The following is a 26404-nucleotide window of genomic DNA, read 5'->3' on the forward strand; positions in this document are numbered from 1 at the left end:
AGATGGTCGCACTGCTTGAAGTAGACAACCTCGGCGTGCGCTTCACGCGCAAGGACGCGCCGCCGGTGGACGCCGTGAGCGGCGTGTCGTTCTCGCTCGAAGCCGGCAAGACGCTCGGCATCGTCGGCGAATCGGGCTCGGGCAAGAGCCAGACCGTGATGGCGATGCTCGGCCTGCTGGCCGGCAACGGCGCGACCACCGGCGCCGCGCGCTATCGCGGCGACAACCTCCTCGAGATGGATTCACGCGCGCTGAACAAGATACGCGGCGACCGGATCGCGATGATCTTCCAGGATCCGATGACGTCGCTCAATCCGTTCCTGACGATCGAGCGCCAGATGACCGAGACGCTGCAGCTGCATCGCAAGCTGTCGCGCAAGGAAGCCACGAAGCGCGCGATCGAGGCGCTCGAATCGGTACGGATCCCGGACGCGGCACGCCGCATCCGCATGTATCCGCACGAGTTCTCGGGCGGCATGCGCCAGCGCGTGATGATCGCGATGGCGCTGCTGTCCGAGCCGGAAATCCTGATCGCCGACGAGCCGACCACCGCGCTCGACGTGACCGTGCAGGCGCAGATCATCGACCTGCTGCGCGAGCTGAACCGCGAGCGCGGCACGGCGATCGTGCTGATCACGCACGACATGGGCGTGGTCGCGGGCCTCGCGGACGACGTCATGGTCATGTATGCGGGCCGCACCGTCGAATACGCGCCGGCCGAATCGATCTTCGCGGCGCCGTCGCATCCGTACACGATCGGCCTGCTCAACGCGCTGCCGCGCCTGACCGACGCGGACGATGCACCGCTCGTCGCGATTCCCGGCAATCCGCCGATGCCCGGCACCGCGCCGGCCGGCTGTGCGTTCGCGAAGCGCTGCACGTATGCGGAAGAACGCTGCGGCGGGGCGCGCCCCGCGCTCGAAACCTATGGCGCCACAGGCGCGGTGCGCGCGTGCCACCGTCCGGTGGCCGATCTGACGGGAGGTCTGCGATGAGCGTCGATGAACGCCGCCAAGCCGGCGCGACGGACGACACGCTGCTGTCCGTCGAAGGTCTGAAAGTGCATTTCCGCGTGCCGCTCGGCGGCTATCCGTGGTCGCCAAAGGGGACGCTGCGCGCCGTCGACGGCGTGTCGTTCGACGTGAAGCGCGGCGAGACGGTCGGGCTCGTCGGCGAATCGGGCTGCGGGAAGTCGACGCTCGCTCGCGCGCTGATCGGCCTCGTGCCGATGACGGCCGGCACGGTGAAATGGCGCGGCGAAGCCGTCGCGCCCGACCACCTGCGCGGCACCGCGATGCGGCGCGAAGTGCAGATGATCTTCCAGGATCCGCTCGCGTCGCTCGATCCGCGCATGACGATCGAACAGGTCGTCGCGGAGCCGCTCGTCACGCACCAGGCCGGCCTCGGCCGCACCGAGGTGCGCCGCCGCGTGGTCACGATGCTCGAACGCGTCGGCCTGAACGCGCATCACCTGCTGCGCTATCCGCACGAATTCTCCGGCGGGCAGTGCCAGCGCGTCGGCATCGCACGCGCGCTGATCGGCGAGCCGAAGCTCGTGATCTGCGACGAACCCGTCTCGGCGCTCGACGTGTCGATCCAGGCGCAGATCGTGAACCTGCTGCGCGACCTTCAACGCGAACTGTCGTTGTCCTATCTGTTCGTTGCACACGATCTGGCGGTGGTGAAGGCCATCAGCCAGCGTGTGCTCGTGATGTATCTCGGCCGCGTGATGGAGTTCGGCACGCGGCATGACGTGTACGGCGTGCCGCAGCATCCGTACACGAAGGCGCTGCTCGACGCGGCGCCGACGCCGGAGCCGGCGCGCGAGCGTGCTCGCCGTCCGATGCTGCTGGCGGGCGAGATGCCCTCGCCGCTCAACCCGCCGTCCGGCTGCGCGTTCCGCACGCGTTGCCCGGTCGCAATCGACGCGTGCGCGCAGGACGTGCCGCTGCCGGAAGTTCGGCAGGGGTCGGCCGCGCGTGTCGCGTGCATCCGCGCGGGTGTGGCGTGAGCTGAAGTGACGCAGCAAACATAACCAAGGCAGGTCAACAGGGGTAGGTGCGGCGCGAACGATCTTCGCGCCGCGGGTACAGGCGCGTCCTTGATCGGGCGCGCCGGGGGGCCGGGCGCTGATCGCAACCGGCGTGGACGATATCAACACAAGACGAGAATTACGATGAAAAAACAGAAGACGATCGGGACGGCATCGAAAATGCTGCTTGCCTGGGGGCTGCCGGCACTCGCCGGTGTCTCGCTGACGGGCGTCGCGCACGCCGACGACGCGGCCCCCGCACCGCTGACGCTCGCGCAGGCCGCACCGGGCACGACCGTTGCGCAGGCAACGACCCCGAACGCCGTCATCAACGCCGAAGCGAACCAGGCCGTCACGCCGCCCGACGAGCCGTCGGCGCAGTCGCAGTCGAAGGGCTTCATCGCCGACAGCCATCTCAACTTCCTGTTCCGCAACTACGCGGACGTGCTCGACGCCAAGGGCGGGCCACATCGCCACGCGTGGGTCCAGGGCGCGATGGCGAACTTCGAGTCGGGCTACACGACGGGCCTGATCGGCATCGGTTTCGACGCATCGCTGTACGCGGCGCTGAAGCTCGACGGCGGCCAGGGCGCCGGCAGCATGGTGCACATCGCGAAGGGCGGCGGTGGCGGCAACCAGCTCGCGTGGGCCTATCCCGGCATCTACGACGTGAAGGCGCGCATCTCGAACACGGTGGTCAAGTACGGTCTGCAGGCCGTCGACAACCCGTTCATGGAACAGCACGACAACCGTGCGCTGCCGCCGACGTTCCTCGGTGCGACGCTCGTCAGCAATGAATTCAAGAACGTGATGCTCGAGGCCGGCAGCTTCACGAAGACCGACGCGCGCGGTCACACGACGCTCACGAACCTGACGACGCAATACGGCGGCACGCGCATCAACCGCCTGTCGTACGTCGGCGGCACGTGGGACTACTCGCCGAACGGCGAAATCGCGCTGTACGCGAACCAGGCCGACGACGTGTGGCACCAGTACTACGCGTCGGTGAAGCACAGCATCGGCAGCCCGCAGACGATCAAGTGGACGGGCTTCGGCAACGTCTATTCGACGCACGACACGGGCGATGCGCTGCAAGGCAAGATCAACAACAACGCCTACAGCCTGTCGCTGGCCGCGCAGCACGGCCCGCACGAGCTGCTGCTCGGCTTCCAGCAGGTGCTCGGCGACCAGTTCTTCGACTACCTGAACGAAACGAACGGCATCTTCCTGACCAACTCGATGGACGTCGACTACAACGCGCCGCACGAAAAGTCGCTGCAGCTGCGTTACACGTTCTACGGCAAGGAAGCGGGCCTGCCGGGCTTCAAGGCGATGGTCTGGGGCGTGACGGGCTGGGGGGCCGACGGCAGCGCGGGTGCGGCGAACGACCCGAGCAAGTCGAGCATCTACTGGAGCAACGGCGCGCCGGTGCAGGGCCGTCACCACGAGTTCGGCTTCATCCCGTCGTACACGTTCCAGAGCGGCAAGCTGAAGGACACGAAGGTCACGTTCATCGCGATGTGGCACGCCGGCTCGGCACACTACTCGGATGCGACGAACACCGAGTACCGCCTGGTCGTGAACCTGCCGCTGCACGCGTTCTGATCGAAGGGGGCGCAGGCGCCCCCGCCTCGCACGGCCGGCCTTCGATCGACGCGATCAGGCCGGCTTGTGCAGCCCCGCGACCGGATCGTTCGCAGCGGGCATCTCTTCCACGAGCGACGTGAGCTGGCGGCCGGTATCGCGCCATGCATCGAGGCCGCCGCGCAGCGCGAGCGCATCGGTGAAGCCGGCGTCGAGCAGGCGCTTCGCCATCAGCGCGGCCGTGAACTCGTTCGGGCACGAGCAGTACACGACGAACTTCTGCGAGAACGGATAACGCGCGACGATGTCGCCGACCTGGCGTTCGTCGGCGAACTGCGCGCCGGGAATCGTGAACGGGTCGAGCTTGCGGTGCTCGGGCGAGCGCACGTCGAGGATCACCGGCGCGGCCGTATCGTGCAGCATCGCGTCGAGCTCGTCGACGCCGACCCGCGCGCTCGCGAGCTGGCGGATCAGCGCGCGGCGGCGCATCCAGCGGATCGCCGCGTACACGGCCAGCACCGCGACGGCCACCAGCAGCGCCGCGCGGCCGAGCTGGCCCGCACCGGCGAACAGCCAGTCGATCTGGCGAGCGAACATCAGCCCGACCATCAGCCCGACGATCGTCCACAGCGCGGCGCCGAGCGCGTCGTAGCCGAGGAACGTGCGATAGCGCGTGCCGAACGCGCCGGCCATCGGCACCGACACGAGCGACAGCCCCGGAATGAAGCGCGCGACGGCGAGCACGCGCACGCCGTAGCGGCCGAAGAAGCGTTCGGTTTTCTTCACGCAGCTGTCACGCGACAGCGACAGGCGGCAGATCGTCTTCAGCGTCGTGCCGCCGAAGCGCCGGCCGGCGAGGTACCACACCGTGTCGCCGATCAGCGCGCCGAGCACCGACAGCACGACCACCGTGACCAGTTGCGAGCCGATCATCGCCGGATGCATCGCGGACATCGCGCCGAACAGCACGAGCGTCGGCATCGCGGGCACCGGCAGCCCGATGGCCGCCGCGAGCACGTTGGCGAAGACGAGAAGCGGCCCGTATTGGGCGACGAGGTCGCGGAGGAGCATGACGGCTGGCCGAAAAGGAAGCGCGCGCGGAAAGCACGCAGATGGGCCGATTATCGGCCTTTTTCAAGTCAGCGGCGGGAATAACGCAAAGTGCCTGACGGCGGCGGCGGGTGCGGTGAGCCGGCGCGTTGCGCGCGGCTCACCGTTCGAAATCAGGAGGAGGTGCGGGCGAGCGACGCGGCGCCGTGGTTTTCGCCGGGGAGCTCGGCGCCGTGCGAGCGGATCGCCGCGATCAGTTCGGCCGGCGTGATCTCGTAGCGGACTTCGCGGTGGATGCCCGGCTTGCGTTCGTCGATCTCGATCAGCAGCACGCTCTTGCCGTCGCCGGTTGCTTCGAGCCGGAGCGAGCGCAGTTCGCGACCGTCGGTCGGGTCGTGTTCGGTGAGCAGGGTCATTGCCCCGGATGAGCCGGTAGTGCGCATCGAACCTATCCTCGTATCGTGGATGCCGTAGTGGCGAAGATGTCTTTGTTGAAGGCAGCTTGGCGCAGTTTAACGCGAACGGGCCGCAATTCGGAGCAATTTCGTTGGGGGGAATTGAGGGCTGAACCAGGGATCCATCTGATGTTTGAGCCGCGCGGGGCGGGCGTTTGCGCCGGATCGGGCACAGCCGCGGCCGGCGCCTGACCGCCGTTCGCGGCCGGGCCGGCCCGGGCGGCGACACGCGGTGCAGCGCGGGTCGCCGCGGCGGCATCAGAAGCGGTCGGCGAGCCCCATCGCCGGGTCGCTGACCGAGTGGCGGCCGGTTTCGACACGGCCGGCGACGCGGCGCGAGAAACTCGCGTCGCTGTCCGCGGTGACGATGAAGTCGTACCAGTGGCCGGTCGAGTCGAGTTGCCAGTGCAGCTCGGCCTGGTCGCCGGCGCGCACCGTGACCGTCCACGTGGTGCCGGTACGGTGGCCATGACCCTGGCTGTTGCCGTCCTCGTTGCCGTGGCCACGACCGCGATCGTCGTGCGCACCATGGCCGGACAGCGGCCCGTAGACCTGGTTCGACTTCACGGTGAAGCGCACCGTCCCGCCGCCGTGGTTGCGCAGCTTCAGGTGGAGGTTGCCGCTCGCGCCCGCATAGCCGACGCGCACTTCCGGCTGCGGCGCGTGTGCACCGGCCAGGCGGCTGAGGTCGCCGGTGAAGCGGCGGTGATAGCCGTTCGGGCCCAGCACCCACAGGTCATATTTACCGCCGTTGTCGGCGCGCGCGACCCAGTCGCCGTGCAGCGTCTTGCCCGGTTCGACGACGTAGCGCCGCGGCAGGCGGTCGAGGTGCAGCTTGTCATAGACGTGAAACACGGCGGCGGCGCGGCCCGTGTTCGCGAACTTCAGCGTGACCGTGCCGGCGCCGGCATCGGTACGCGCGCTGGCATGCAGTTCGTAAGGCAGCGCGCGCGACGGACGCACGCCGCTCGCCTGGGCGGGCAGCGACGGCGCGGCCGGCGGCACGATCTTCGGCGCGGCCTGTTGCGCGGCGCTCAGCGCGTCGACCTGGCTTTTCGTCGTATGGCCCGCGAGCGTCGGCAGCGGTTCGTGGTTCGGCGAGCGGAAGTTGAACGCGCTCGTCAGGTCGCCGCACACCGCGCGGCGATACGCGCTGATCTGCGGCTCCGCGACGCCGAAGCGCTGTTCGAGGAAGCGCAGCGTCGACGTATGGTCGAACACCTGCGAGTTGACCCAGCCGCCGCGGCTCCACGGCGACACGACCCACATCGGCACGCGCGGGCCCGGGCCGTACGGGCGGCCGTCGGTCGCCGGCTGGCTCGACGTGGCCGGCGTGAAGTCGTGGTACTCGGCGGCGACGTCGGCGTCCCGCAGCGTATGGCCGCCCGCGAGCGTGCCGTCGGCGTTGCGCGACGGCACGGCCGGCGACGGCATGTGGTCGAAGAAGCCGTCGTTCTCGTCGTAGTTCACCAGCAGCACGGTCTTGCTCCACACCTCCGGGTTCGCCGTCAGCGCATCGAGCACGGCCTGCACGTACCAGCCGCCCTGCGCGGGGCTCGACGGCCCCGGATGTTCGCTGTACACGGACGGCGGGATGATCCACGACACCTCGGGCAGCGCGCCGTTGCGGATGTCGTCGCGCAACGATTCGAGGAAGCCGTACGGCATCGTGTTGCCGAACCCCTTCGCGAGCGGGCTCAGCGGATCGTCGATCGCCGGATCGTAGAACGCGCCGGCCGCCGTCACCGGCTGCGTGATGTCGGTCGACGCGACGTACGCGGGCCGGCGCGCGGGCGGCATCTGCTCGATCGCCGCGCGCCAGTGGCGGAAGCTCATCATCTCGTTGCAGCCGAAGTTGTCGATCAGGCTCTGGTAGACCTTCCACTTCACGCCGGCCTGCTGCAGCCGGTCGGCGTAGGTGGTCCAGGTCCAGCCCTGGCTCGACGGGCCGATGTCGTTGCCGCCGTTGAACTGGTTGTTCAGCGCGGCGATCTTCACGCGGCTGCCGTCGGCCGGGCTGATGCCGTTCGGGCCGTTGGTGCCGCTCCAGTAGAACAGGCGGTTCGCGATCGTGCCCGTGTGCATCCCGCAGTGGTAGTGGTCGCACAGCGTGAACGCATCGGCGAGCGCGCGCTGGAACGGTACTTCCGCCGCGTCGTAATAGCCCATCGACAGCGGCGTCTTTGCGTCGGGCCAGCGGTTCATCCGGCCGTGGTCCCACGCGGCCTGCGCATCGGCCCACGTGTGCGGCGTGCCGCCCGCGCGCTGCGCGTTGCCCTGGTTTGCGTCGAGGTGATACGGCGTGACGGTGGTGGCGGGCGTCGCTTTCGTGTACGTCTGGTAGAACACGTCGCGGCCGTTCGGCGACGGCACCGCGAAGCGGTCGCCGTAGCCGCGCACGCCCTTGAACGTGCCGAAGTAGCTGTCGAATGCGCGGTTCTCCATCATCAGCAGCACGACGTGCTTCACGTCCTGGATGGTGCCCGTTTCGTGAAACGCGGGAATCGCGAGCGCGCGGCGGATGCTCGGCGGAAACGCGGACAGCGCGGCGGCGGCGAGGCCGGAAGTGGCGGTTTGCTGGAGGAATTTGCGGCGTGACGTCATGGCGTTCGGGTCCTGTGATGATGGGAGCGTTCGTGACTTCGTCTGGCGGCGCCCGTGCATCGCCCCCCTGGGACGATTCGCGCGGCGTGTGCGTTCGAGTGCATCGGCCGCGCGTGGCGGAGGTGCGCGCATCGCGCGCGATGCGTGGTGGCGCGCGGATGCCTTGGCCGTCGCCGCGATCCCGTGCAACGCGCGCTCGTGATGCGCGGCCAGGATGTCGGCACACGCCGGCCCGGCGCATGCCGGGTTGGGCGGCGCCCAGTCTAGGGAGGCGGCGTGACGTCGACGTGATGAAGACATGACATCGCATGTCGCGCGTATGACGTTGTGTGCGCAACGATTAATCGGGAAGCGATGCGCGACGGAATGGGTCAGGAATTACCGACTGCGGTATGAGAATCGGTCAGTTTTTTCCGGTTCGCGATGGCTTGGCGTGGCGTGATCGCGCATCGTTGCGGGTGCAACGGCATCGCATGACGCCCATGTTTCAAATGCGTGAAATCGGATAAGCTCGACACGTTGCTGCGCAGGTGCGCAGCCCGCGCGACTGGCGCGACTTTTCGGACCCGGCCCACCCATGACCGACATCACGATCCGGCACAGCGAGACGCACGACGTCGACGCGATCCGGCAAATCGCCGCGCATCCCGCGGTGTACGCGAATACGTTGCAGCATCCGTTTCCGTCGCTCGAGAAATGGCAGAAGCGGCTCGACGGCGTGCGCGAGCACGGCGTGAGCCTCGTCGCCGAAATCGACGGCGTGGTGGTCGGCCATCTCGGCCTGCACCCCGAACAGAATCCGCGCCGTCGCCACGCGGCGGGGCTCGGCATGATGGTCGACGCGACGCACCATGGGCGAGGCGTCGGCAGCCGGCTGCTCGCGGCCGCGATCGATCTCGCGGAAAACTGGCTGAACGTCACGCGTCTCGAGCTGACCGTGTTCACCGACAACCGCGCGGCCGTCGCGCTCTACGAGAAGCATGGCTTCCGGGTCGAGGGTGAATCGCCGGGCTATGCATTGCGCGATGGCGTGCATGCGTCCGTGTATCACATGGCGCGGATCAAGGCACGGCAGTGAAGGCCCGGCCGACACGTATCTGACAGCACGCGCGGCTGCGATGCCGCGCGTCATATTCATTTGAGAATTCGTTCGTTTTCTCCCGGCTGTGCCCGTCGTATCGTCGAAGGATTTGCCGGCAGCCTCGGCCGGTGTGCGTTTTCCGAAACGATCATGCGCGGCGTTGCACGTCGGCAGGCTTCATCGTCATCGCTTCATGGTTGTGACTTCGCAGCCATCGCTTCGCGCGCCGCACCTTCCCGCAACCGTCTCTTTCAACGGACCCGCTTCGATGAAAACTGCTCTCCGGAATCTGACTGCCGCCTGCCTGCTTGCCGCCGCGGGTGCGGCGCTTGCCGCTGCCACGCCCACAAACGCCCCGGCGGCGAGCGCCGCGCCTGATGGCGCGCACCTGCCGCCCGGCATCGCGTGGCAGCACGGCGACGTCGACGCCGCCTTCGCGCTGGCGAAGCGCACCGGCAAGCCGCTGCTGCTCTACTGGGGCGCGGTGTGGTGCCCGTCGTGCAACCAGGTGAAGTCGACGATCTTCAGCCAGCAGGCATTCAAGACCCGCTCGTCGTTCTTCGTGCCCGTGTATCTCGACGGCGATACCGAAAGCGCGCAGAAGCTCGGCGAGCGTTTCAAGGTGCACGGCTACCCGACGATGATCCTGTTCCGTCCCGACGGCACCGAAGTGACGCGGCTGCCGGGCGAAGCCGATCTCGATCGCTACATGCAGGCGCTGTCGCTCGGGATGACGGCCGCGCACCCGGTGCGGCAGACGCTCGCGACCGCTTTGAAGAATGGTGCGTCGCTGACGCCGGACGAATGGCGCCTGCTGGCCGACTATTCGTGGGATACCGACGGCGCGCTGCCGGTGGCGACCGATCGCGTCGCCGAGACGCTGCAGTCGCTCGCGCAACGCGCACGCGCGGCCGGCGCGAAGGCCGAATCGGCGCGTTTTGCGCTGAAGTCGGCCGTGGTCGCCGCTTCCGACGATCCGACGCAGGCCGGCGCACTCGACAAGGCGGCGCTTGCCGATTCGTTGCGCACGGTGCTGCAGGATCCGGTGTTGTCGCGCGCTGATTCGGACGTGCTGGTTGCGGCGCCCGCGCGCGTGGTCGCGTATCTCGGCGGCGACGACGCGCAGCGCGCGAAATTGCGCGGCGCCTATGACACGGCCCTCGCGCGCTTGTCGACCGATACCACGCTGTCGTCGATCGACCGGCTGATGGCGCTGCACGGCCGCGTGCTGGTCGCGCGCGGCGAAGCACGCAAGGGGGCACCGCTGGCCGCGCCGGCGCTGGTCGACGCGGCGCGCAAGCAGATCGCCGCGTCGGTGCAGGGCGCCGCGAATGCCTATGAGCGGCAGGCGCTCGTCAGCGAAGGGGCCGACACGCTGACCGACGCGGGGCTGTACGACGAGTCGGATGCATTGCTGAAGACCGAGCTGACGCGTTCGTCCACGCCGTACTACTTCATGTCCGGGCTGGCTGCGAATGCGAAGGCGCGCGGCGACAAGGCCGCGGCGCTCGACTGGTACCGCAAGGCCTATGACGCGGCGAGCGGGCCGGCGACGAAGCTGCGCTGGGGCGCGACCTACTTTGCGAATGCGGTCCAACTGGCGCCGGACGATTCGGCGCGCATCGAAGGGATTGCCGCGAGCGTGCTCGCGCAGGCCGACAAGACGCGCGATGCGTTCTACGGCGCGAACCTGCGCGCGCTGACCAAGGTCGTCACGCAGCTGAACCAGTGGCGCGGCAGCGGTGCACACGAGGCATCGGTCAAATCGATCGCGAAGCAGTTCGACGGCATCTGTGGGAAACTGCCCGCCGGCGATCCGCAGGCAAGCGCCTGCGCGCGCCTGATCCAGCCGGTCAAGGCATAGATCCGGTGGCACTGCGTGGGCTGTCGGGATGCCTTCCGGCGCTTGTCCCGATACCCACGAGGCCACCGACACCATGCCCCACCTGACGCTCGAATATTCCGCGAACCTCGACGGGTTCGACGCCGGCGCGACCTTGCGCGCGCTCAATGCCGCGCTTGCCGCGTCCGGTCATTTCAACGAGCTCGACATCAAGAGCCGCGCGCTGCGCTTCGATGCCTTCGCGGTCGGCACGTCGCCGGCGCCGCGCGCGTTCGTCCACGCGAAGCTTGCGGTGCTGAGCGGCCGGACGACCGACGTCAAACGTGAATTGTCGGAGCAGGTGCTGGCGGAACTGAAGCGGCACGTCGTTGCGCCGCCCGGCACGCACCTGCAGCTGAGCGCGGAAATACTCGACCTGGAACGCGAGTCCTACGCGAAAGCGAGCATCGAGCCGCGCTGAGCGGACGGTGCGGTGCGTGCTCCGTGAGCCGCGAACGAGGCGCTGATGCGCGCACGGCCGGCGGATTCGAAATCGGACTATTGACCCGTGGAGTACGTGCCGCGATTGCCGTCGCCGGCGCCCGCGGCCCGCGGCGCACCCTGCTGCCGCGCGATCTTCGCTTTGGCGGCCTGAATGCTGGCCGGGTAGAACCAGTCGCTTGGCTGGAAGCCGGCCTTTCTCAGTGCAACCACTTCGGCATGAACTTCTGCGCGCGTGAGCGGCTGGCTGGTTTGCGCCTGTGCGGCGAGCGGCGCGGCGAAGGCGGCAGCGACGGCGATGGTGCGGATGAGCGGGTTCATGAGCGGATACCTCCAGGTTTTCGACGGTGCCGATCGCATGCGGTCACCGTTGAAAGCAGTGTAGGCCTCGCCCGACGCGCGAAAAATGCCGCTGCGACCAACGTAGTGTTCTGCTGCGGATAACAATGCGTGAGCCGGCGAGCGCGCGTGGGCGGCGTGCGGCGAAAGGGGGGCGGAGTGGAGAGTGGAGGAGCGGCCGGCCGCATCGACGCGGCCGGCGGGCGGCGGCCCGGAGACGGGCCGCCGTGGGGTGTTACACGAGCCCCGTCGTGTAGTACACGGCGATCACGAAGAACACCGCGAGCGTCTTGATGATCGTGACCGCGAAGATGTCGCGATACGACTCGCGGTGCGTGAGGCCCGTGACCGCGAGCAGCGTGATCACCGCGCCGTTGTGCGGCAGCGTGTCCATGCCGCCGCTGGCCATCGCGACGACCCGGTGCAGCACGTCCAGCGGGATATTCGCGGCTTGCGCACCCTTGATGAACAGATCCGACATCGCGGCGAGCGCGATGCTCATGCCGCCCGATGCCGAGCCCGTGATGCCGGCGAGCGAGCTGACCGACACGGCTGCGTTGACGAGCGGGTTCGGGATGCTCTTCAGCGCATCGCTGACGACGAGGAAGCCCGGCAGCGCGGCGATCACGCCGCCGAAGCCGTATTCCGACGCGGTGTTCATCGCGGCGAGCAGCGCACCGGCGACGGCGGCCTTCGAACCCGCCGCGAAGCGGCCGCTCACGCGCTTGAATGCGGTCAGCACGACCAGCACGATGCCGAGCAGCAGCGCAGCCTCGACCGACCAGATCGCGACGACCGTCTTGATCGACGTCGTGACCGGCGCGTGCACGCCGGGCAGCACGTCCGGCGCGACCGTGTACGACGCGGCGCCGTACCACTGCGGAATCAGCTTCGTGAACGCGAAGTTCGACACGCCGACCAGGATCAGCGGCAGGATCGCGAGCGCGGGATGCGGCAGCGACGTGGTCTCGACGCGTTCCGGCTCGTTGACGAGCGACGTGCCGTAGCCTTCACCCTTCGCCATCGCCGAACGGCGGCGCCATTCGAGATACGTGAGGCCGACGACGATGATGAACAGCGAGCCGATCGTGCCGAGCACCGGCGCGGCCCAGGCAGTCGTCTTGAAGAACGTGGTCGGGATGATGTTCTGGATCTGCGGCGTGCCGGGCAGCGAATCCATCGTGAACGAGAACGCGCCGAGCGCGATCGCGCCGGGCATCAGCCGTTTCGGGATGTTGCTCTGGCGATAGAGTTCGGCCGCGAACGGATAGACCGCGAACACCACGACGAACAGCGATACGCCGCCATAGGTGAGCAGCGCGCACACCGCGACGATCACCGCATTCGCGCGCGATCGGCCGATGTAACGGATCGCCGCATGGACGATCGACTCGGAGAACCCGGAGAGTTCGATCACCTTGCCGAACACTGCGCCGAGCATGAACACCGGGAAGTACAGCTTGACGAAGCCGACCATCTTCTCCATGAAGATGCCGGAGAAGACCGGTGCGACGGCGGCGGGTTCGGTCAGGAGCACCGCGCCGAGCGCGGCGATCGGCGCGAACAGGATCACGCTGTAGCCGCGATACGCGGCAAACATCAGGAACGCCAGCGCGGCGAGGACGATCACGAAAGACAAGGGAGTCTCCTAATGGCTTTGGTTGTTGTTCGATCGCGGGACGCGCCGCGGACCGGCTCAGGTTCGTGCAGGTTTCGTGCCATCGGCCGGAGTGCGCCGCCGGACATGGGTCCGCCGGAGACCGGCGGGCCCGCGCCGGTCGTTGTCTGAGGATTCTACATAAAACGTCTCCATCCGGAGACGAAATGGCCGTTCGGCCAGCCCGCGGAATCGGGCAGGGCTTTCCCGGACAACGCGTTGCGGCGTGTCTCCAGAGTGAGATAATCCGTCTCGATTCGGAGACAACCCGCCCAAAATACACGGAGACGACGACACGATGATGAATGACTGGGCCCGCCTGCCCGTCAACTACGGCGACGTGCTGCGGCGCGCCGCCGAGTCGCTGTTCCGGACCTTCGAGGATTCGAGCGCGGGCACGGTGGTCGTCGATCGCGATGCGCGCGTCGTGTGGATGAACGAGCGGTACGCTGCGCGCTTCGGTTTCGCCGATCCGCAGCAGGCCGTCGGCCTCGACTGCGAGGCGGTGATCCCGAACAGCCTGATGCGCGAGGTCGTGTCGACCGGGCAGCCGATCCTGCTCGACATCATGGAGACGGGCCGCGAGCCGCTCGTCGTCACGCGCCTGCCGCTGAAGAACGAGGCCGGCGAGACGGTTGGCGCGATCGGCTTTGCGCTGTTCGACCAGTTGAAGACGCTCACGCCCATCTTTTCCCGCTACGCCCAGCTTCAGCAGCAGCTGATCGCGACGCAGCGTTCGCTCGCGCAGGCGCGCCGCGCGAAATACACGTTCGCGAGCTTCGTCGGCACGAGCGCCGCGAGCCTCGAAACCAAGCGCCAGGCGCGCCGCGCCGCGCAGGTCGATTCGCCGGTGCTGCTGCTCGGCGAGACGGGCACCGGCAAGGAACTGCTTGCGCATGCGATTCACGCGGCGTCGGCGCGTGCGCTCCAGCCGCTCGTGACCGTCAACGTCGCCGCGATTCCCGACACGCTGCTCGAAACCGAATTTTTCGGCGCGGCACCCGGTGCGTACACGGGCGCCGATCGCAAGGGGCGCATCGGCAAGTTCGAGCTGGCCGATCGCGGCACGCTGTTTCTCGACGAGATCGGCGACATGCCGCTACCGCTGCAGGGCAAGCTGCTGCGCGTGCTGCAGGACAAGGAATTCGAGCCGGTCGGCTCGAACCGGATCGTGCGCGCCGACGTCCGGATCATCGCGGCCACGAGCGCCGACCTGCCGGCGCTGGTCGCGGCCGGGCGTTTTCGCGCGGATCTCTATTACCGGCTGAACGTGCTGACGATCCACGCGCCGCCGCTGCGCGAGCGCGCGTCCGACATCGCGGCGCTCGTCTACGCGACGCTCGAGGAGCTGGCCGCGCAGCACGGGCGTGCCGCCCATTGCGAGCTGACCGACGATGCGCTGCGGATGCTGTGTGTGTATCCGTGGCCGGGCAACGTGCGCGAGTTGCGCAATACGCTCGAACGCGCGCTGATGCTGTCGGACCGGTCGGTGATCGATGCGCGCGCGCTCGCGCCGTTTCTTGGGCCGATGCGCGTATCGCAGGACGCGGCCGCAGCGGCGCAGCCGCCGGCCGTGCCACCGGTCGAACGGCGCGCGGGCGAGCGCCTTGCTGCGCCGGCCGCTTCGTATGCCGATGCATTGGCGGCGTGGGAGCGCCAGTTCCTGACCGATGCGCTGGCGGCCTGCGACGGGAAGGTGGTGGAAGCGGCCGCGCGCATCGGGATCGGCCGCGCGACGCTGTACAAGAAACTGGCGGCGCTGGGCATCGACCGGTAAGCCGGACGGCCAGGCCGACGCGCTCGGACGTGAAGCATCGAACAGGAGATCACGATGAAACGGATCGGCATCGCAGGGTGGCTGACCATGTTGCTGGCGACCGCTGCGTTCGCGCAATCGGGCGACACCGATGCACCCGAGGCGCGGCGCAACTGGTACAACGATCCGTTCATCGCGCTGTCGCGGGACGTGGCCGAATGCCCGTTGCCGCTCGGCCCGTGGATGACCCGGGCCGAGATGACGGACGACGCGCATTACCGCGCCGAACGCGGCACCACCTGCTGGCTCGCGCATCGCTGCACGAAGCCGAATTCCTATATGTATGACGCACCGATCGCCGACGCCGTGAAGGCGCACTTCGCCGGCTCCGATCGGCTGCATGGCACGAGCCTGTGGATCACCGTGCAGCGACGTTTCATTTACGTCGAAGGATGTGCGGATACGGCGTTCGATCAACCGGCGTTGCAGCGCGAACTCGAGGCGCTTCCCGACGTCGAGCAGGTGTTCGTTCGCATCACCGACGATCCACGCAAGCGCTTGCCGTACAAGGCGCGCGGGCAACCCGACCGTACGCCGAACTGACGGCCGACGGGCCGCGCATGGCATACTCGCGACATTCAAAAAAAGGTTGACGGGAACCATAATGAAACACATGCTTGCGTCGGTCTGTCGGCGGCCTCGGGCGGCCGTTGTTTTGGCTCTGGTTGCAGGGCTCGGCGGGTGTGGCGGCAGCGCGCCGCTGTTCACTTCGGACGGGCGTCCGACTACCCAGGTGCAATGCACCGGTAGCGACTGGAGCAATTGCACGGACAACGCGCGGGCGATCTGCAACGGCGATTTCGAAGTGATTCAGCAATCGAGCGATGACGCCACGCGAAATCTTCTCTTCGCGTGCAAGAAAAAGAGCGGTTATTGATCCCGAGATAACCGGCTGAGGCGGTCACGATCGGGCGAAGTGTTTTTCTGTTGGCTGAGCGTCATCTATTTTTCACGAATAACACTCACGGAGTCCCATCCATATGGCGACCTACAGGCAACTGACCGCGCAGCTCGAACGGCTTCAGCAAAAAATCGACAAGGAACGTGAAAAGGCGATTGCCGATGCGATTGCCGAGATCCGCGCGAAAATCGAGGAATACGACATTACGCCGGAAGAGCTCGGGTTTCGTCCGGTGGGCGCAGCCAAGCCGAAGCGTGTGTCGCCGCCGAAATATCTGAATCCGAAGACGGGTGAAACCTGGAGTGGCCGCGGGCGCTCGCCGACCTGGCTCGGCAAGAATCGCGAGCGTTTCCTGATCAAGGACTGACTCCCGAAAAACCTCACCTTTCGCGTACTGACTGACGGTGCGAACGGCCATGCGGCCGTCGCACCGTTTTGTTTTTGTGCATGTCCGGCGCGATTCCCGATGGCGTATTGAACTGCGACGCCGCGCAATGAACGGATCCCGTTTTGTGAATTCGCTGCGATTCGACGGGATATCGCGGCGAATTCCGGTAAACAGCCGTGCAATTGCGCAGCACATGCGCATTGGCCTGCGCGATTCCCGTGGTGCACGCGTGCTGCGAATTCCGATCACCTTTCGTGTGTTGGCGCGTGGCGCCGTGTAATTCCCGAAGAGTCTCACCATGGCTCCTGTAAATCCTCACCTTTGACGAAGCGCACGCAGCGTCGCGCTGCATGCCTGCACCGTGTGCGCCGAGCGAAGGTGCTCGGCCGGCGCGCGGCGACGGCTTCCATACTGGTGTTGCAGGCGCATGATGCGAGCGTTGACGTGGGTCGAACAGTCGGCCGTTCGGCATATAGGCAGCCGCATGCGCTTCGCCTATGCTTGGGGTTCGCGTCGATCGGCGTTTGGCCTGCCCGTGCCGCATGCCGATCGGGTCGTCTTTCGTTACCGCAGGGAGCCGATGTGACCGTTCGCCATCTCGATGCGTTGTTCCAGCCCAAGTCCGTTGCGGTCGTCGGTGCGTCGTCGCGCGCGGGCAGTATCGGCGCGATGGTGTGGTCGCGCGTGCTCGACGGTGCATTCGAGGGGCCCGTGTGGCCCGTCAATCCGAAGTATCGTGAGCTGCACGGGCATCCGGTCGTTGCCGATGTCGGCCGGCTGCCCGCGCCGCCGTCGGTGGCCGTGATCTGCACGCCGCCCGCGACCTGGGCCGGCATCGTGCGCAAGCTCGGCGAGCTCGGCACGCGCGTTGCGGTGATCGTCGGCGAGGCGCGCACCGATGCCGATCGCGCCGCGCTCGATCGCACGCTGAAGGCGGCGAAGCCGTTCGTGCTCCGTATCGTCGGGCCGGGCAGCCTCGGCGTGCTGTCGCCTGCACGGCATGCGCATTTCGGCGCGCCGGCCTACACGGCGCGATCGGGCGGCGTTGCGTGGGTGTCGCAATCGAATGCGCTGACGAACGCGGTGCTCGGCTGGGCCGACGCACGGGGCCTCGGCTTTTCGCATGTCGTCGCGCTCGGCGGCGAGTCCGACGTCGATGCGGGCGACGTGCTCGACTATCTCGCGAGCGATCCCGGCACGCGCGCGATCCTGCTCGAACTCGATACCGTGCGCGCCGCGCGCAAGTTCATGTCGGCCGCGCGCGCGGCCGCACGCAACAAGCCGGTGCTCGCATTGCGCACCGGCCGCGCCGATCCGGGCGACGCGCTCTATACGGCAGCGTTCCAGCGCGCGGGGATGGTGCGTGTGGATGCGCTCGACGATCTGCTCGACGAGATCGAGACGCTCGGCGTCGGCCGCGTCACGGCGCGCGGCGCGGCCACGCTCGTGACGAGCGATGCGGGTGTCGCGAAACTCGCGGTCGATGCGGTGGCCGAGGTGCGCGATGTGCTGACCGACTGGTCGCCCGCGGCCACGTCGGCGGTGGCCGCGGCGCTGCCGCATCTCGCATCGCCCGGCAATCCGCTGACGCTGGGCGACGATGCGCGCCCCGAGCATTTCGCCGCGGTGATCAAGGCGCTCGCGCCGTTCCCGCAAACGGGCACGCTGTTCGTCGTCCATTCGACTTCCCACAGCGCGCCGGCCGAGGCGGTGGCGCATACGCTGATCGAATCACGGCAGTACGCGCATCGCGGCATCCTCGCGTGTTTCTTCGGCGCGGTCGACGCGGCGACGCGCGATGCGCTGCACGCGAACGGCATTCCGGTGCACACCACGCCGCAGCGGCTCGCGCGCGCGTATGCGCGTCTCGTCGACTACAACCTCGGGCGGCAACTGCTGATGCAAACGCCCGAGGGCACGCCGCCGCAGCCGGCCGAGTGCGTGGCATCCGCGCAGGCCGACGCGCGCCGGAAAGTCGAAGCCGGCCAGCATGAACTGACCGGCGAAGCCGCGCTGCACTGGCTGTCTCATTTCGGGCTGCAGGGGGAGCCTGCCGTCGAGCCGGCCGGAAAGAAAGTCGTCGATGTCACCGTCGACATGTACGACGATTCGAACTTCGGCCCGGTGTTTCGCTATGCCGTGCCGCCCGCGGACGGCGTATCGGCGCCGTTCGTCGTCTATGGCCTGCCGCCGCTGAACACCGTGCTTGCCCGCGCGGTGATGGAGCGCTCGCCGTATGCACGCAGCACACCCATCGAGCCGACGCTCGATGCGTTGACGGCGCTGTCGCAGGTCGTCTGCGACGTGCGTGAAGTCGTTGCGATGTCGGTCACGCTGCGCGTGCTGTCCGACCGCGCGCACGTGATCGCGCCGCGCATCACGCTGGCGGCGGGGCGCAGCCGGCTCGCGATCATGCCGTATCCACGCCACCTCGAGCAGACGCTCGAGTGGCGCGGCGAGACGGTGACGATCCGCCCGATCCGTCCGGAAGACGAGGCCGCGCACAACGAACTGCTCGGCGCGATGACGCCGGAGGATTTGCGGATGCGTTTCTTCGGCGCGGTGCGCAGCTTCGATCATTCGCAGGTCGCGCGCATGACGCAGATCGATTACGACCGTGAGATGGCCTTCATCGTGTCGTTCACCGATGTGTCGGGGCGCGACCACACGCTCGCGGTGGCGCGCGCGGTGGCCGATCCCGACAACGAGACGGCGGAGTTCGCGATCGCGGTACGACCCGATCAGAAGGGCAAGGGGCTTGGCCGGCTGATGATGACGCGCATCATCGACTACGCGCGCTCGCGCGGAACCGCCTGGATGATCGGCGAGGCGCTGCGCGAGAACACGGCGATGATCTCGTTGGCGAAGGCGTGCGGGTTTGCGGTGTCGACGACGGAGGAGCCAGGCGTCGTGGGGTTTAGGATGAAGTTGCAGCCGTAGCGCCTGTCGGCGGCCCGACGCCCGGGGGCGCTGCGTGCGGTGGAAGTCTCCGGTCTCCTGGCGCGTTCGGCATGTTGCCGGTCAGGAACGCAGAGCATTCACGCCTGCGTCGCGAGCGAAGCAACCGAGAACGTGTCGGCGCCGGTTCGCAGCGGAAATATCGACGCACGAATGGCACCGATCCGGCACCGCGAGACGCGTACCGCTTGCCGCGATATCCGCCCCGCAGTGCTGTTTCAGACAAGGTGTCCGCACGCATTTACCGCCGCATTCCACCCTCGAAAATTCAAACTTGCCCAAAAGGTGAGACTTTTCGGGAGCTGCCGGTGAGCTTCTCCGGGAAGGTTGGGGTGAGTCGATACGGGAGCGCTTGGTGAGCCGATACGGGAACACTCGGTGAGCCTTCCCGGGAACGGCCGGTGAGCACGTTCGGGAGCCGCCGGTGAGCCTTTCCGGGGCGCATGGGTGAGGCTCTGCGGGAAGTGTCGGTGAGGACATCCGGGACGCTTGGGTGAGAGTCTCCGGGAGCCTGGGTGAGCTTATTCGGGAGGGTCAGGTGAGCGCTTGCGGGATGCAAAGGTGAGGCTTTTCGGGAGCGTCCGGATGCACGTCTCCCGCAAGCGCAACGCCGGCCTGGGCCGGCGTTATGCGGGTGCGGGCACGCATGAACCGTGCCCGTGGCGACATTCAGGCAGCGAGTTTCGACGCTGCGTCGTTCACCTGGTCGCGCGAAATCGCGAGTTCCTCGAGGTGCGGATCGGCATAGACGGCGCCGGTTTCGCGTTCGAGGCGGGCGATCGTCAGCGCACAGCGCGCGGTGTCCTTCGGCATCGCGATGAAGCGCTTGACCGATTCGCCGGACGTGAACGCTTCGAACAGCGCGCCGCGCACGTCGTCCGGAAGCGTCTTGGTCCACTGGTACGGCTTGCCGTTGAACGTGATCGACGGCGGCAGCGTGCGTTCCTTCTTGGTCGCCGTGATGAGCCCGTAGGTGCGAGCCGCGTCGCCGATCTGTTCGGGCGAGAAGAGTTCGTCGGGCGTGATGTCGAACTGCTCGATGTAGCTCTCGATCGCCTGCATTGCAGCGGTACGATCGTCGCGCTTCTTCTGCGCGCGCGCGACGATATCGCGCAGCTCGTCCGCCTCATCGGGCGTGATCGTGAAGCTTGCCTGCTTCTGCTGAAGTTCGGAGAAACGCTGGAATTCTTGATCGTTCAGAAGTTTGGCCATGACATCCATCGGACACGACGGCCGCGACAACCGGCCGCCGTAGTTTTTGAGAGGGCCGCTATTTTAGCGTAGCGCCGTGGGGGCACGATATGGCACCGTGCATCGCGCTCCGCGGAAGGGTTGCGCGCGACCGGGGGCAACGCAATAGCGCCCCCGGTGCGCTCCGCCGAGCCTGCGCGTCAGCAGGTCTCGTCGCGGCACATCGACAGATGGGCGGCCGTCTCGCGCACCCCTTCGACGACCGTGTCGACGGACGGCGCCATATGCGCGTCGATCCGGCGCATGTACGGGCAGGTCAGCACCGCGATCGCATGGCCCGACGGCCCGAGGATCGGTGCGCTCAGGTCGGTCACGCCGTACGCCTGGCGGCTGTCCTCGCGCAGGTAGCCGTCCTGCCGGATGGACTGGCACGCATACGCGAGTTCCTGCTCGTTCAGTGGCGCTTCGCCCTTGACCTTGCGGTGCTCGGCGAGCATGTGCGCGCGCTGCTCGGCACCCTGGAACGCCAGCATCACGCGCCCCGATGCCGTATCGGCGAGCCCGACACGCGAGCCGAGCCGGACCGACACGCCCCACGGGCCTGGCCCGTCGACCTGCGCGATCACGAGCAGGTTGCCGCGATCGTAGACGGACAGGTGGCACGATTGTTCGGAGGCATCGGCGAAACGCTGCATCGGCGGCAACGCCTCGGCGATCAGCCGGCTCATCGGCGGATGGCGGTGCGCGAGCGAGAACAGCTTGAGGCTGAGCGTGTAGCGGTCGCCGCCGGTCGAGCGCATCACGTAGCGGCGCGCGACGAGGCGTTCGAGCATCCGATAGATTTCGCTCGCGTTGCGGCCGAGTTCCTTCGTGATTTCAGTGCGGGTGAGGCCTTCTTTCTGCTCCGACAGGAGTTCGAGAATGTCGAGACCCTTGTCGAGCGCGGGTGCGCGATAGCGGTCGATTGCGCCCATCGATTCCCGTGCGTCGCAGCCGGGAAGCAGGTCGTTGGTTGTTTGCATTGTCGGTGTGAAGTTGGGGGGATTACTTTCGATCGATTGGCGACGCACGCTGACCGATTTTGCAACACGCTTGTGTCGCGCCCGCGTGTGGCGACGAACGCCATCCGTTTGAGCTTAACAACAAACATTTAGTGTGCAATGCAGCGTCTTTTTACCGATCGTTACCGGATAAGAACGGATCGATTCCCGTTCGGGATGACAGGGAAGCCCCGAATACCCGGTATTCATGACAGGTGGCACCGGTTCAAGGTGTTCGAAAGGAAATCGGGCGGTGGCGCTGCCCGCGATGCTGCGCCGCAGCGCCGGCGGGCGCACCAATAGTCGGTATCCGTCGCGCGTCATTTCACGGCGCGCGGCCGATGGTACAAAGGCTGGCGGGCCAGCGACGGTGCGGCCGCGCGTGAAGCCGGCCGGTATCGGCCGGACCATGTCGCGGGTGCCGGGCCGTCGTCGCCGATGCGCAGACCGGCGGCCGCCCGTTCGATGCGCGCCATACTTCCGTGCGGCGCCGCGATCGCTGCGCCCGCGCGACCCTCGCGCGTCGACGGTATGCCGGATGCGGCGTCGACGCGCGCAATCGACGATCGACAATCAGTCCGGCGCGCGGCCGCGAATGGCCGCGTCGGCCGGTATCCTGTCCCATTCGACAACAGAGGTTGACCACGATGAAACTGCTTCGCTATGGCCCGTCCGGCCAGGAAAAGCCCGGGATGCTCGACGCGGATGGCCGGATTCGCGATCTGTCCGCGCAGGTGCCGGACCTGTCCGGCGATGTGCTGTCCGACGCGGGTCTCGCGCGGCTGCGCGCGATCAATCCGGCCACGCTGCCACTGGTGTCGGGCGAGCCACGCATCGGCGCGTGCGTCGGGCAGGTCGGCAAGTTCATCGGCATCGGCCTGAACTACGCCGATCACGCGGCCGAAGCCGGCATGCCGGTGCCGAAGGAGCCGGTCGTGTTCGGCAAGTGGACGAGCTCGATCTGCGGCCCGAACGACGGCATCGATATCCCGAAGGGCTCGGTCAAGACCGACTGGGAAGTCGAGCTGGGCGTCGTGATCGGCGCGACCTGCAAGGACGTCGACGAAGCGCGCGCACTCGATTACGTCGCGGGCTACTGCGTCGTCAACGACGTGTCCGAGCGCGAATGGCAGATCGAACGCGGCGGCCAGTGGGACAAGGGCAAGGGCTTCGACACGTTCGGCCCGATCGGTCCGTGGCTCGTCACGCGCGACGAGGTGCCCGATCCGCAGCGTCTCGACCTGTGGCTCGAAATCGACGGCCACCGCTATCAGAACGGCAACACGCGCACGATGGTGTTCACCGTTGCGCAGCTGATCGCCTATCTGTCGCGCTGCATGACGCTGCAGCCGGGCGACGTGATCACGACCGGCACGCCGCCGGGCGTCGGCATGGGCATCAAGCCGTCGCCGGTATTCCTGAAGGCCGGCCAGACGGTGCGCCTCGGTGTCGAAGGACTCGGCGAGCAACTGCAGCACACGCGCGACGCGCGGTAGCCACGCACCCGGCGATTCCGTCGAGCGACCGCCGCCAGCAGTTCAATAGCAAGGGCCCGATTCCGCATGGCGCGGAACCGGGCCCTTGTCTTTGGTCAGGCGAGCGCGATTACACGACGTTGTCGAGTTCGCAATGCGCTTCCAGCCGATATCCGTCGGGATCGACGACGAACGCCGCGTAGTAGCCGGGGCCGTAGTGGTCGCGCTTGCCGGGCCCGCCGTTGTCCTGGCCGCCGTGCTCGAGTGCGGCACGGTAGAACGCGTCGACTTCGACGGGCGAAGCGGCCTTGAACGACAGGTGCATCCCCGAGTCGGGATCGGGGGCGACAGGGCGACGCGCATATTGCAGCCACAGCTGCGGCTCGGTTGCGCCGTATCCGATGGATTCGTCGTCGGTATGCAGCCGTTTGTAGCCGAGCGCGCCGAGCGTGCTGTCGTAGAAGGCTCGGCTGCGGCCGACGTGTGCAACGCCGAACGAAAGGTGATCGATCATGTGTGGCTCCTTGGACCGAAGAGGGACGTCAGTGCGGCAAGCCTGCTCATAACCACCATGCCAGCCGCTTGTAGCGGAGTGTGCCGAGTGTGCTGTCGTAGAACGCGCGGCCGCGGCGGTTGTGGATAACGCCGGACAAAAGACGATCGATCATCTGTGGCTCCTTGAACTGAGGCGGGTGTCAGTGCAGCAAACCTTTTATAACTACCATGCTGGTTATGTTAGGAATCACTCGCGGGCTTGTCAACCGGCATGGTGGTTAGATACGATCCGGGCATGAGCGATACGCAACCTTCCGTCACGATGGACTGCCTGATTCCGGCGCCGCCCGAAACCCTGAGCATCGATTTCGCGAACACGCTGTACTGGCGCGGCAGCGATCCGCCGACGGAAACCTTCGGCACGATGGACGACCTGCTGGTGTGGTGTCGCGACCACGCCGGCGTGCCGGCCGGGCTGGCGCAAGCGTGTCAGGCGCACGGCGAAGAGGCCGGTGAGCCGGCGATGCTCGCGCACGCGCTCGCGTTGCGCGAGGCGCTGTATCGGCTCTTTCTTGCGCAGGCCGAACAGCGCGAGCCGCAGGCGGACGATCTCGCGCTGCTCGGCGGCTTCCTGGCGGAAGCGGCGCCGCGTGTCGCGCTGGCACGCGTCGATGGCGGTTATGCGTGGCGGATCGGGGAGGGGCGTGCGACGCTGGCCGGGCTGCTGAGCCCGGTATTGTGGTCGGCGATCGACCTGCTCGGCGGTGCGCGGCTCGCGAAGGTCAAGCGTTGCGCGAACGACGCCTGCCAGTGGCTGTTCATCGACGACAGCAAGAACGGCAGCCGCCGCTGGTGTTCGATGTCGTCGTGCGGCAATCGCGCGAAGGCATACCGCCACTATCACAAGGCCGACTGACGGTCGGCCCGTTCACCGCGCGGCAGCCGCCCGAGTTATTTCACCGACAACTTCCGCCACAGCGTCGTCTTGCTGATGCCGAGCATCGCGCACGCGCGGTCGCGGTCGCCGCCGCATGCGTCGAGCACCGCGCGGATCTCGTCGGCTTCCGCGCGACGGCGGCGCGCGTGCAGTGTCTGCGCATCGTCGCTGTCGGCCGCGTCGGGTGGTGCGGCGAACAGCTCGGGTGCGATCGCCTGCAGCGCGTCGGGATCGAGCGCGCCGCACGCGGCGGCCGGATCGTTTTCATCGGCTTCTTCGGCGAGTTCCACTGCGATCCGCTCGATCACGTTCTGCAGTTCGCGCACGTTGCCGGGCCACCGGTAGCGCGCAAGCGCGGCCTGCGTCGCGCCGAGCACGCGCGCGGCATCGGCGGCGTCGCGCAGCCGCTCGGCGAGCCGCGGTTCGCGCCGTGCGGCCTGCACGAGCAGCGTGGCCGCGAGTGCGGGGATGTCGGCGGCGCGCTCGCGCAGCGGCGGCAGGCCGACATTCAGGATGTTGAGCCGGTAATAGAGATCCGCGCGGAACGTGCCGGCCTCGACGGCCACGAGCAGCGGACGGTGCGTCGCGGCGATCACGCGCACGTCGATGCGGATCGGCTCGGTCGAGCCGAGGCGGATCACCTCGCGCTCCTGCAGCACGCGCAGGAGCCGGCTCTGCAGCGACGGCGGCATCTCGCCGATCTCGTCGAGAAACAGCGTGCCGCGGTGGGCGGCTTCGAACAGGCCGGTCTTGCCGCCGCGCCGCGCACCGGTGAACGCGCCTTCCTCATAGCCGAACAGCTCGCTTTCGAGCAGCGCTTCCGGAAACGCGCCGCAGTTGACCGCGACGAACGGGTAGCTGCGCCGCGCGGACAGCGCGTGCAGGCTTTGCGCGATCATTTCCTTGCCGGTGCCGCTTTCGCCGAGCACGAGCACGGTCGCATCGGATTTCGCGTAGCGGCGCACGAGCTCGCGCACACGCGCCATCGGTGCGGATGCGCCCACCACGTCGTCGAGCGCGTAGCGCGCGGCGAACTGCTGCGTGGTGGGCTGCGAACGCAATGCGCGGTCGAGCCGTTCGACCGCGCGCGATTCCTGGAACGTCAGCACGCTGCCCGACGTGACGCCGCGATCGACGAGCGGCCCGCGATGCACGACGTAGCGCACGCCGCGTACGGTCGCGAGCGCGTCGCCGTCCTCGCCGCGCAGCGTGCGCAGCTCGGGCCGCAGGTCGACGAGCGCGCGGCCCACAGCGGCTGCGGGTTCGACCCCGAGCGCCGACGCAAGCCGTTCGTTGATCGCTTCCACGCGGCCGTGTGCGTCGAGCGCGACCACGCCGTCGCGCAGGTGCTGGAGCAGGTTGTCGAGCCGCTGGCGGCGGAACGCCTCGGCGTGCGTCGCATACGCGACTTCGAGCGCGGTCTCGACGGCCTTGCGCACCGACGCATGCGAATACAGGAACACCGCGCCCATGCCGGCGCTGGCTGCGAGATCGGTGACGAGGCCGGGGCCGACGATCGTCTCGATGCCGCGGTCGTGCAGGTCGTGCACGCAGGCTTCCGCTTCCTGCGCGGACTGATATGACGCGAACTGCACGTCGAGGCCATACGCGGCGACGAAGCGGCGCACTTCGGGTGGCGTTTCCCCGGCGCTGACGAGCGCGATGCGCGACGCGTCGCGCCGGGCGCGTGCGAGGGCCTGCATCACGTCGAAACCGGTCGGCGACACGACCACCACCGGCACCTGCGCACGCGTCTTCAGGAAGCCGCCGTTCGAGCCGGCCGCGACGATCACGTCGGGCCGCGCGGTGCCGGCCTCGGCGATCGCGCTGAGCGCATCCTCATAGGCGCGCGTCACGATGCGCACGTCGGCGCGTTCGTCGAATTCGCCGGCGATTTCGCGAAACAGGTCGCGCAGGCGGCTGATGCCCATCGCCCAGATGCGCGGGCGCGCCGCGCGATCGGCCGGGCCGACGGGCTTGGTCGAGGAGAGGTCCATGACGATCGATTATGCGCGCGCGATTTCATTTTTGAAACATGAAATTGCTGAATTGAAATCCCCGGGCACGTCGACGCCCGT

22 protein-coding genes are annotated in these 26404 nt (G+C 67.7%); 13 read left to right on the forward strand and 9 right to left on the reverse strand.

Annotated elements, in window-relative coordinates; all coding sequences use genetic code 11:
- Positions 1-2 precede the first annotated feature (2 nt).
- From CFB47_RS18715 to CFB47_RS18725, 3 genes are all read left to right on the forward strand, one after another.
- Positions 3-995, forward strand: a complete 993-nt coding sequence (locus tag CFB47_RS18715) for an ABC transporter ATP-binding protein (protein ID WP_089461916.1) — start codon at positions 3-5, stop codon at positions 993-995.
- Positions 992-2011: an ABC transporter ATP-binding protein gene (locus CFB47_RS18720; protein ID WP_089459197.1), complete on the forward strand. Its 1020-nt coding sequence runs from the start codon at positions 992-994 to the stop codon at positions 2009-2011. The genes CFB47_RS18715 and CFB47_RS18720 overlap by 4 nt, the downstream gene beginning before the upstream one ends.
- 165 nt (positions 2012-2176) lie before the next feature.
- Positions 2177-3637 carry an OprD family porin gene (locus CFB47_RS18725; RefSeq protein ID WP_089461917.1) on the forward strand — a complete coding sequence of 487 codons (1461 nt, stop codon included), beginning with the start codon at positions 2177-2179 and terminating at the stop codon, positions 3635-3637.
- Between the two features lie 54 nt (positions 3638-3691).
- Here CFB47_RS18725 and CFB47_RS18730 read toward each other — a convergent pair whose 3' ends face one another.
- The 3 genes from CFB47_RS18730 to CFB47_RS18745 form a co-directional block, all read right to left on the reverse strand.
- Positions 3692-4687, reverse strand: a complete 996-nt coding sequence (locus CFB47_RS18730; protein ID WP_089461918.1) for a DedA family protein/thiosulfate sulfurtransferase GlpE — start codon at positions 4685-4687, stop codon at positions 3692-3694.
- Positions 4688-4839: 152 nt separating this feature from the next.
- A complete protein-coding gene (locus CFB47_RS18740) occupies positions 4840-5109 on the reverse strand; it encodes a hypothetical protein (RefSeq protein WP_039349596.1) in 270 nt (89 codons plus the stop codon).
- 270 nt (positions 5110-5379) lie between these two features.
- Positions 5380-7725 carry a phosphocholine-specific phospholipase C gene (locus tag CFB47_RS18745; protein WP_089461919.1) on the reverse strand — a complete coding sequence of 782 codons (2346 nt, stop codon included), beginning with the start codon at positions 7723-7725 and terminating at the stop codon, positions 5380-5382.
- Positions 7726-8302: 577 nt separating this feature from the next.
- On the opposite strand from CFB47_RS18745, the gene CFB47_RS18750 reads away from it, so the two are divergent.
- The 3 genes from CFB47_RS18750 to CFB47_RS18760 all read left to right on the forward strand — a co-directional run bounded on the left by CFB47_RS18750 (position 8303) and on the right by CFB47_RS18760 (position 11109).
- On the forward strand, positions 8303-8803 hold the full coding sequence (locus CFB47_RS18750; RefSeq protein ID WP_089461920.1) for a GNAT family N-acetyltransferase: 501 nt from the start codon (positions 8303-8305) through the stop codon (positions 8801-8803).
- Positions 8804-9074: 271 nt separating this feature from the next.
- Positions 9075-10670 (forward strand): thioredoxin family protein, encoded by a 1596-nt coding sequence (locus CFB47_RS18755; RefSeq protein ID WP_089461921.1) that lies wholly within the window; start codon positions 9075-9077, stop codon positions 10668-10670.
- A gap of 73 nt (positions 10671-10743) precedes the next feature.
- Positions 10744-11109 (forward strand): 5-carboxymethyl-2-hydroxymuconate Delta-isomerase, encoded by a 366-nt coding sequence (locus tag CFB47_RS18760; protein ID WP_089461922.1) that lies wholly within the window; start codon positions 10744-10746, stop codon positions 11107-11109.
- Positions 11110-11186: 77 nt separating this feature from the next.
- On the opposite strand, the gene CFB47_RS18765 is transcribed toward CFB47_RS18760, so the two are convergent.
- Together CFB47_RS18765 and CFB47_RS18770 are read right to left on the reverse strand one after the other, a co-directional pair.
- Positions 11187-11450 carry a DUF4148 domain-containing protein gene (locus CFB47_RS18765; protein ID WP_089462030.1) on the reverse strand — a complete coding sequence of 88 codons (264 nt, stop codon included), beginning with the start codon at positions 11448-11450 and terminating at the stop codon, positions 11187-11189.
- 253 nt (positions 11451-11703) lie between these two features.
- On the reverse strand, positions 11704-13107 hold the full coding sequence (locus CFB47_RS18770) for a GntP family permease (RefSeq protein WP_089428826.1): 1404 nt from the start codon (positions 13105-13107) through the stop codon (positions 11704-11706).
- 316 nt (positions 13108-13423) lie between these two features.
- Here CFB47_RS18770 and CFB47_RS18775 point away from each other — a divergent pair, with 316 nt between their 5' ends.
- The 5 genes from CFB47_RS18775 (at position 13424) to CFB47_RS18795 (ending at position 19170) form a co-directional block, all read left to right on the forward strand.
- Positions 13424-14902: a sigma-54-dependent Fis family transcriptional regulator gene (locus CFB47_RS18775; protein ID WP_089461923.1), complete on the forward strand. Its 1479-nt coding sequence runs from the start codon at positions 13424-13426 to the stop codon at positions 14900-14902.
- Positions 14903-14956: 54 nt separating this feature from the next.
- Positions 14957-15484, forward strand: coding sequence for a BON domain-containing protein (locus CFB47_RS18780; protein WP_089441411.1), 528 nt, complete (start codon positions 14957-14959; stop codon positions 15482-15484).
- A gap of 61 nt (positions 15485-15545) precedes the next feature.
- Entirely contained in the window at positions 15546-15818 is a 273-nt protein-coding gene (locus tag CFB47_RS18785) for a hypothetical protein (protein WP_089461924.1), read from the forward strand.
- A gap of 103 nt (positions 15819-15921) precedes the next feature.
- Positions 15922-16209: an H-NS family nucleoid-associated regulatory protein gene (locus tag CFB47_RS18790; protein ID WP_089461925.1), complete on the forward strand. Its 288-nt coding sequence runs from the start codon at positions 15922-15924 to the stop codon at positions 16207-16209.
- Between the two features lie 603 nt (positions 16210-16812).
- On the forward strand, positions 16813-19170 hold the full coding sequence (locus CFB47_RS18795) for a GNAT family N-acetyltransferase (protein ID WP_089461926.1): 2358 nt from the start codon (positions 16813-16815) through the stop codon (positions 19168-19170).
- Positions 19171-19857: 687 nt separating this feature from the next.
- On the opposite strand, the gene CFB47_RS18800 is transcribed toward CFB47_RS18795, so the two are convergent.
- Together CFB47_RS18800 and CFB47_RS18805 are read right to left on the reverse strand one after the other, a co-directional pair.
- Positions 19858-20409, reverse strand: coding sequence for a hypothetical protein (locus tag CFB47_RS18800; RefSeq protein WP_089461927.1), 552 nt, complete (start codon positions 20407-20409; stop codon positions 19858-19860).
- 170 nt (positions 20410-20579) lie between these two features.
- A complete protein-coding gene (locus CFB47_RS18805) occupies positions 20580-21401 on the reverse strand; it encodes an IclR family transcriptional regulator (protein ID WP_089441414.1) in 822 nt (273 codons plus the stop codon).
- A 665-nt stretch (positions 21402-22066) separates the two neighbouring features.
- Here CFB47_RS18805 and CFB47_RS18815 point away from each other — a divergent pair.
- On the forward strand, positions 22067-22915 hold the full coding sequence (locus tag CFB47_RS18815) for an ureidoglycolate lyase (RefSeq protein WP_089461928.1): 849 nt from the start codon (positions 22067-22069) through the stop codon (positions 22913-22915).
- 109 nt (positions 22916-23024) lie between these two features.
- Here the strand turns inward: CFB47_RS18815 and CFB47_RS18820 are convergent, their stop codons facing one another.
- On the reverse strand, positions 23025-23408 hold the full coding sequence (locus CFB47_RS18820) for a VOC family protein (RefSeq protein ID WP_089459183.1): 384 nt from the start codon (positions 23406-23408) through the stop codon (positions 23025-23027).
- 252 nt (positions 23409-23660) lie between these two features.
- On the opposite strand from CFB47_RS18820, the gene CFB47_RS18825 reads away from it, so the two are divergent.
- A complete protein-coding gene (locus CFB47_RS18825; RefSeq protein WP_089459182.1) occupies positions 23661-24305 on the forward strand; it encodes an ABATE domain-containing protein in 645 nt (214 codons plus the stop codon).
- A 35-nt stretch (positions 24306-24340) separates the two neighbouring features.
- Here CFB47_RS18825 and prpR read toward each other — a convergent pair whose 3' ends face one another.
- The gene (gene prpR / locus CFB47_RS18830; protein ID WP_089459181.1) at positions 24341-26323 is read right to left on the reverse strand and encodes a propionate catabolism operon regulatory protein PrpR; all 1983 of its coding nucleotides are present in this window, start codon (positions 26321-26323) and stop codon (positions 24341-24343) included.
- Positions 26324-26404: the final 81 nt, after the last annotated feature.

Origin of the sequence: Burkholderia sp. AU27893 (assembly GCF_002223205.1) — a bacterium.
Lineage (GTDB): Bacteria > Pseudomonadota > Gammaproteobacteria > Burkholderiales > Burkholderiaceae > Burkholderia.

Bases quoted from the DNA above. Each gene is read 5' to 3' on its own strand.
- CFB47_RS18780 (WP_089441411.1), top strand. From the start codon at position 14,957: ATGAAACGGATCGGCATCGCAGGGTGGCTGACCATGTTGCTGGCGACC.
- CFB47_RS18765 (WP_089462030.1), bottom strand. From the start codon at position 11,450: ATGAACCCGCTCATCCGCACCATCGCCGTCGCTGCCGCCTTCGCCGCG.
- CFB47_RS18745 (WP_089461919.1), bottom strand. From the start codon at position 7,725: ATGACGTCACGCCGCAAATTCCTCCAGCAAACCGCCACTTCCGGCCTC.
- CFB47_RS18715 (WP_089461916.1), top strand. From the start codon at position 3: ATGGTCGCACTGCTTGAAGTAGACAACCTCGGCGTGCGCTTCACGCGC.
- CFB47_RS18815 (WP_089461928.1), top strand. From the start codon at position 22,067: ATGAAACTGCTTCGCTATGGCCCGTCCGGCCAGGAAAAGCCCGGGATG.
- CFB47_RS18755 (WP_089461921.1), top strand. From the start codon at position 9,075: ATGAAAACTGCTCTCCGGAATCTGACTGCCGCCTGCCTGCTTGCCGCC.
- CFB47_RS18785 (WP_089461924.1), top strand. From the start codon at position 15,546: ATGAAACACATGCTTGCGTCGGTCTGTCGGCGGCCTCGGGCGGCCGTT.
- CFB47_RS18730 (WP_089461918.1), bottom strand. From the start codon at position 4,687: ATGCTCCTCCGCGACCTCGTCGCCCAATACGGGCCGCTTCTCGTCTTC.
- prpR (WP_089459181.1), bottom strand. From the start codon at position 26,323: ATGGACCTCTCCTCGACCAAGCCCGTCGGCCCGGCCGATCGCGCGGCG.
- CFB47_RS18775 (WP_089461923.1), top strand. From the start codon at position 13,424: ATGATGAATGACTGGGCCCGCCTGCCCGTCAACTACGGCGACGTGCTG.
- CFB47_RS18805 (WP_089441414.1), bottom strand. From the start codon at position 21,401: ATGCAAACAACCAACGACCTGCTTCCCGGCTGCGACGCACGGGAATCG.
- CFB47_RS18720 (WP_089459197.1), top strand. From the start codon at position 992: ATGAGCGTCGATGAACGCCGCCAAGCCGGCGCGACGGACGACACGCTG.
- CFB47_RS18790 (WP_089461925.1), top strand. From the start codon at position 15,922: ATGGCGACCTACAGGCAACTGACCGCGCAGCTCGAACGGCTTCAGCAA.
- CFB47_RS18825 (WP_089459182.1), top strand. From the start codon at position 23,661: ATGGTGGTTAGATACGATCCGGGCATGAGCGATACGCAACCTTCCGTC.
- CFB47_RS18800 (WP_089461927.1), bottom strand. From the start codon at position 20,409: ATGGATGTCATGGCCAAACTTCTGAACGATCAAGAATTCCAGCGTTTC.
- CFB47_RS18725 (WP_089461917.1), top strand. From the start codon at position 2,177: ATGAAAAAACAGAAGACGATCGGGACGGCATCGAAAATGCTGCTTGCC.
- CFB47_RS18760 (WP_089461922.1), top strand. From the start codon at position 10,744: ATGCCCCACCTGACGCTCGAATATTCCGCGAACCTCGACGGGTTCGAC.
- CFB47_RS18740 (WP_039349596.1), bottom strand. From the start codon at position 5,109: ATGCGCACTACCGGCTCATCCGGGGCAATGACCCTGCTCACCGAACAC.
- CFB47_RS18750 (WP_089461920.1), top strand. From the start codon at position 8,303: ATGACCGACATCACGATCCGGCACAGCGAGACGCACGACGTCGACGCG.
- CFB47_RS18820 (WP_089459183.1), bottom strand. From the start codon at position 23,408: ATGATCGATCACCTTTCGTTCGGCGTTGCACACGTCGGCCGCAGCCGA.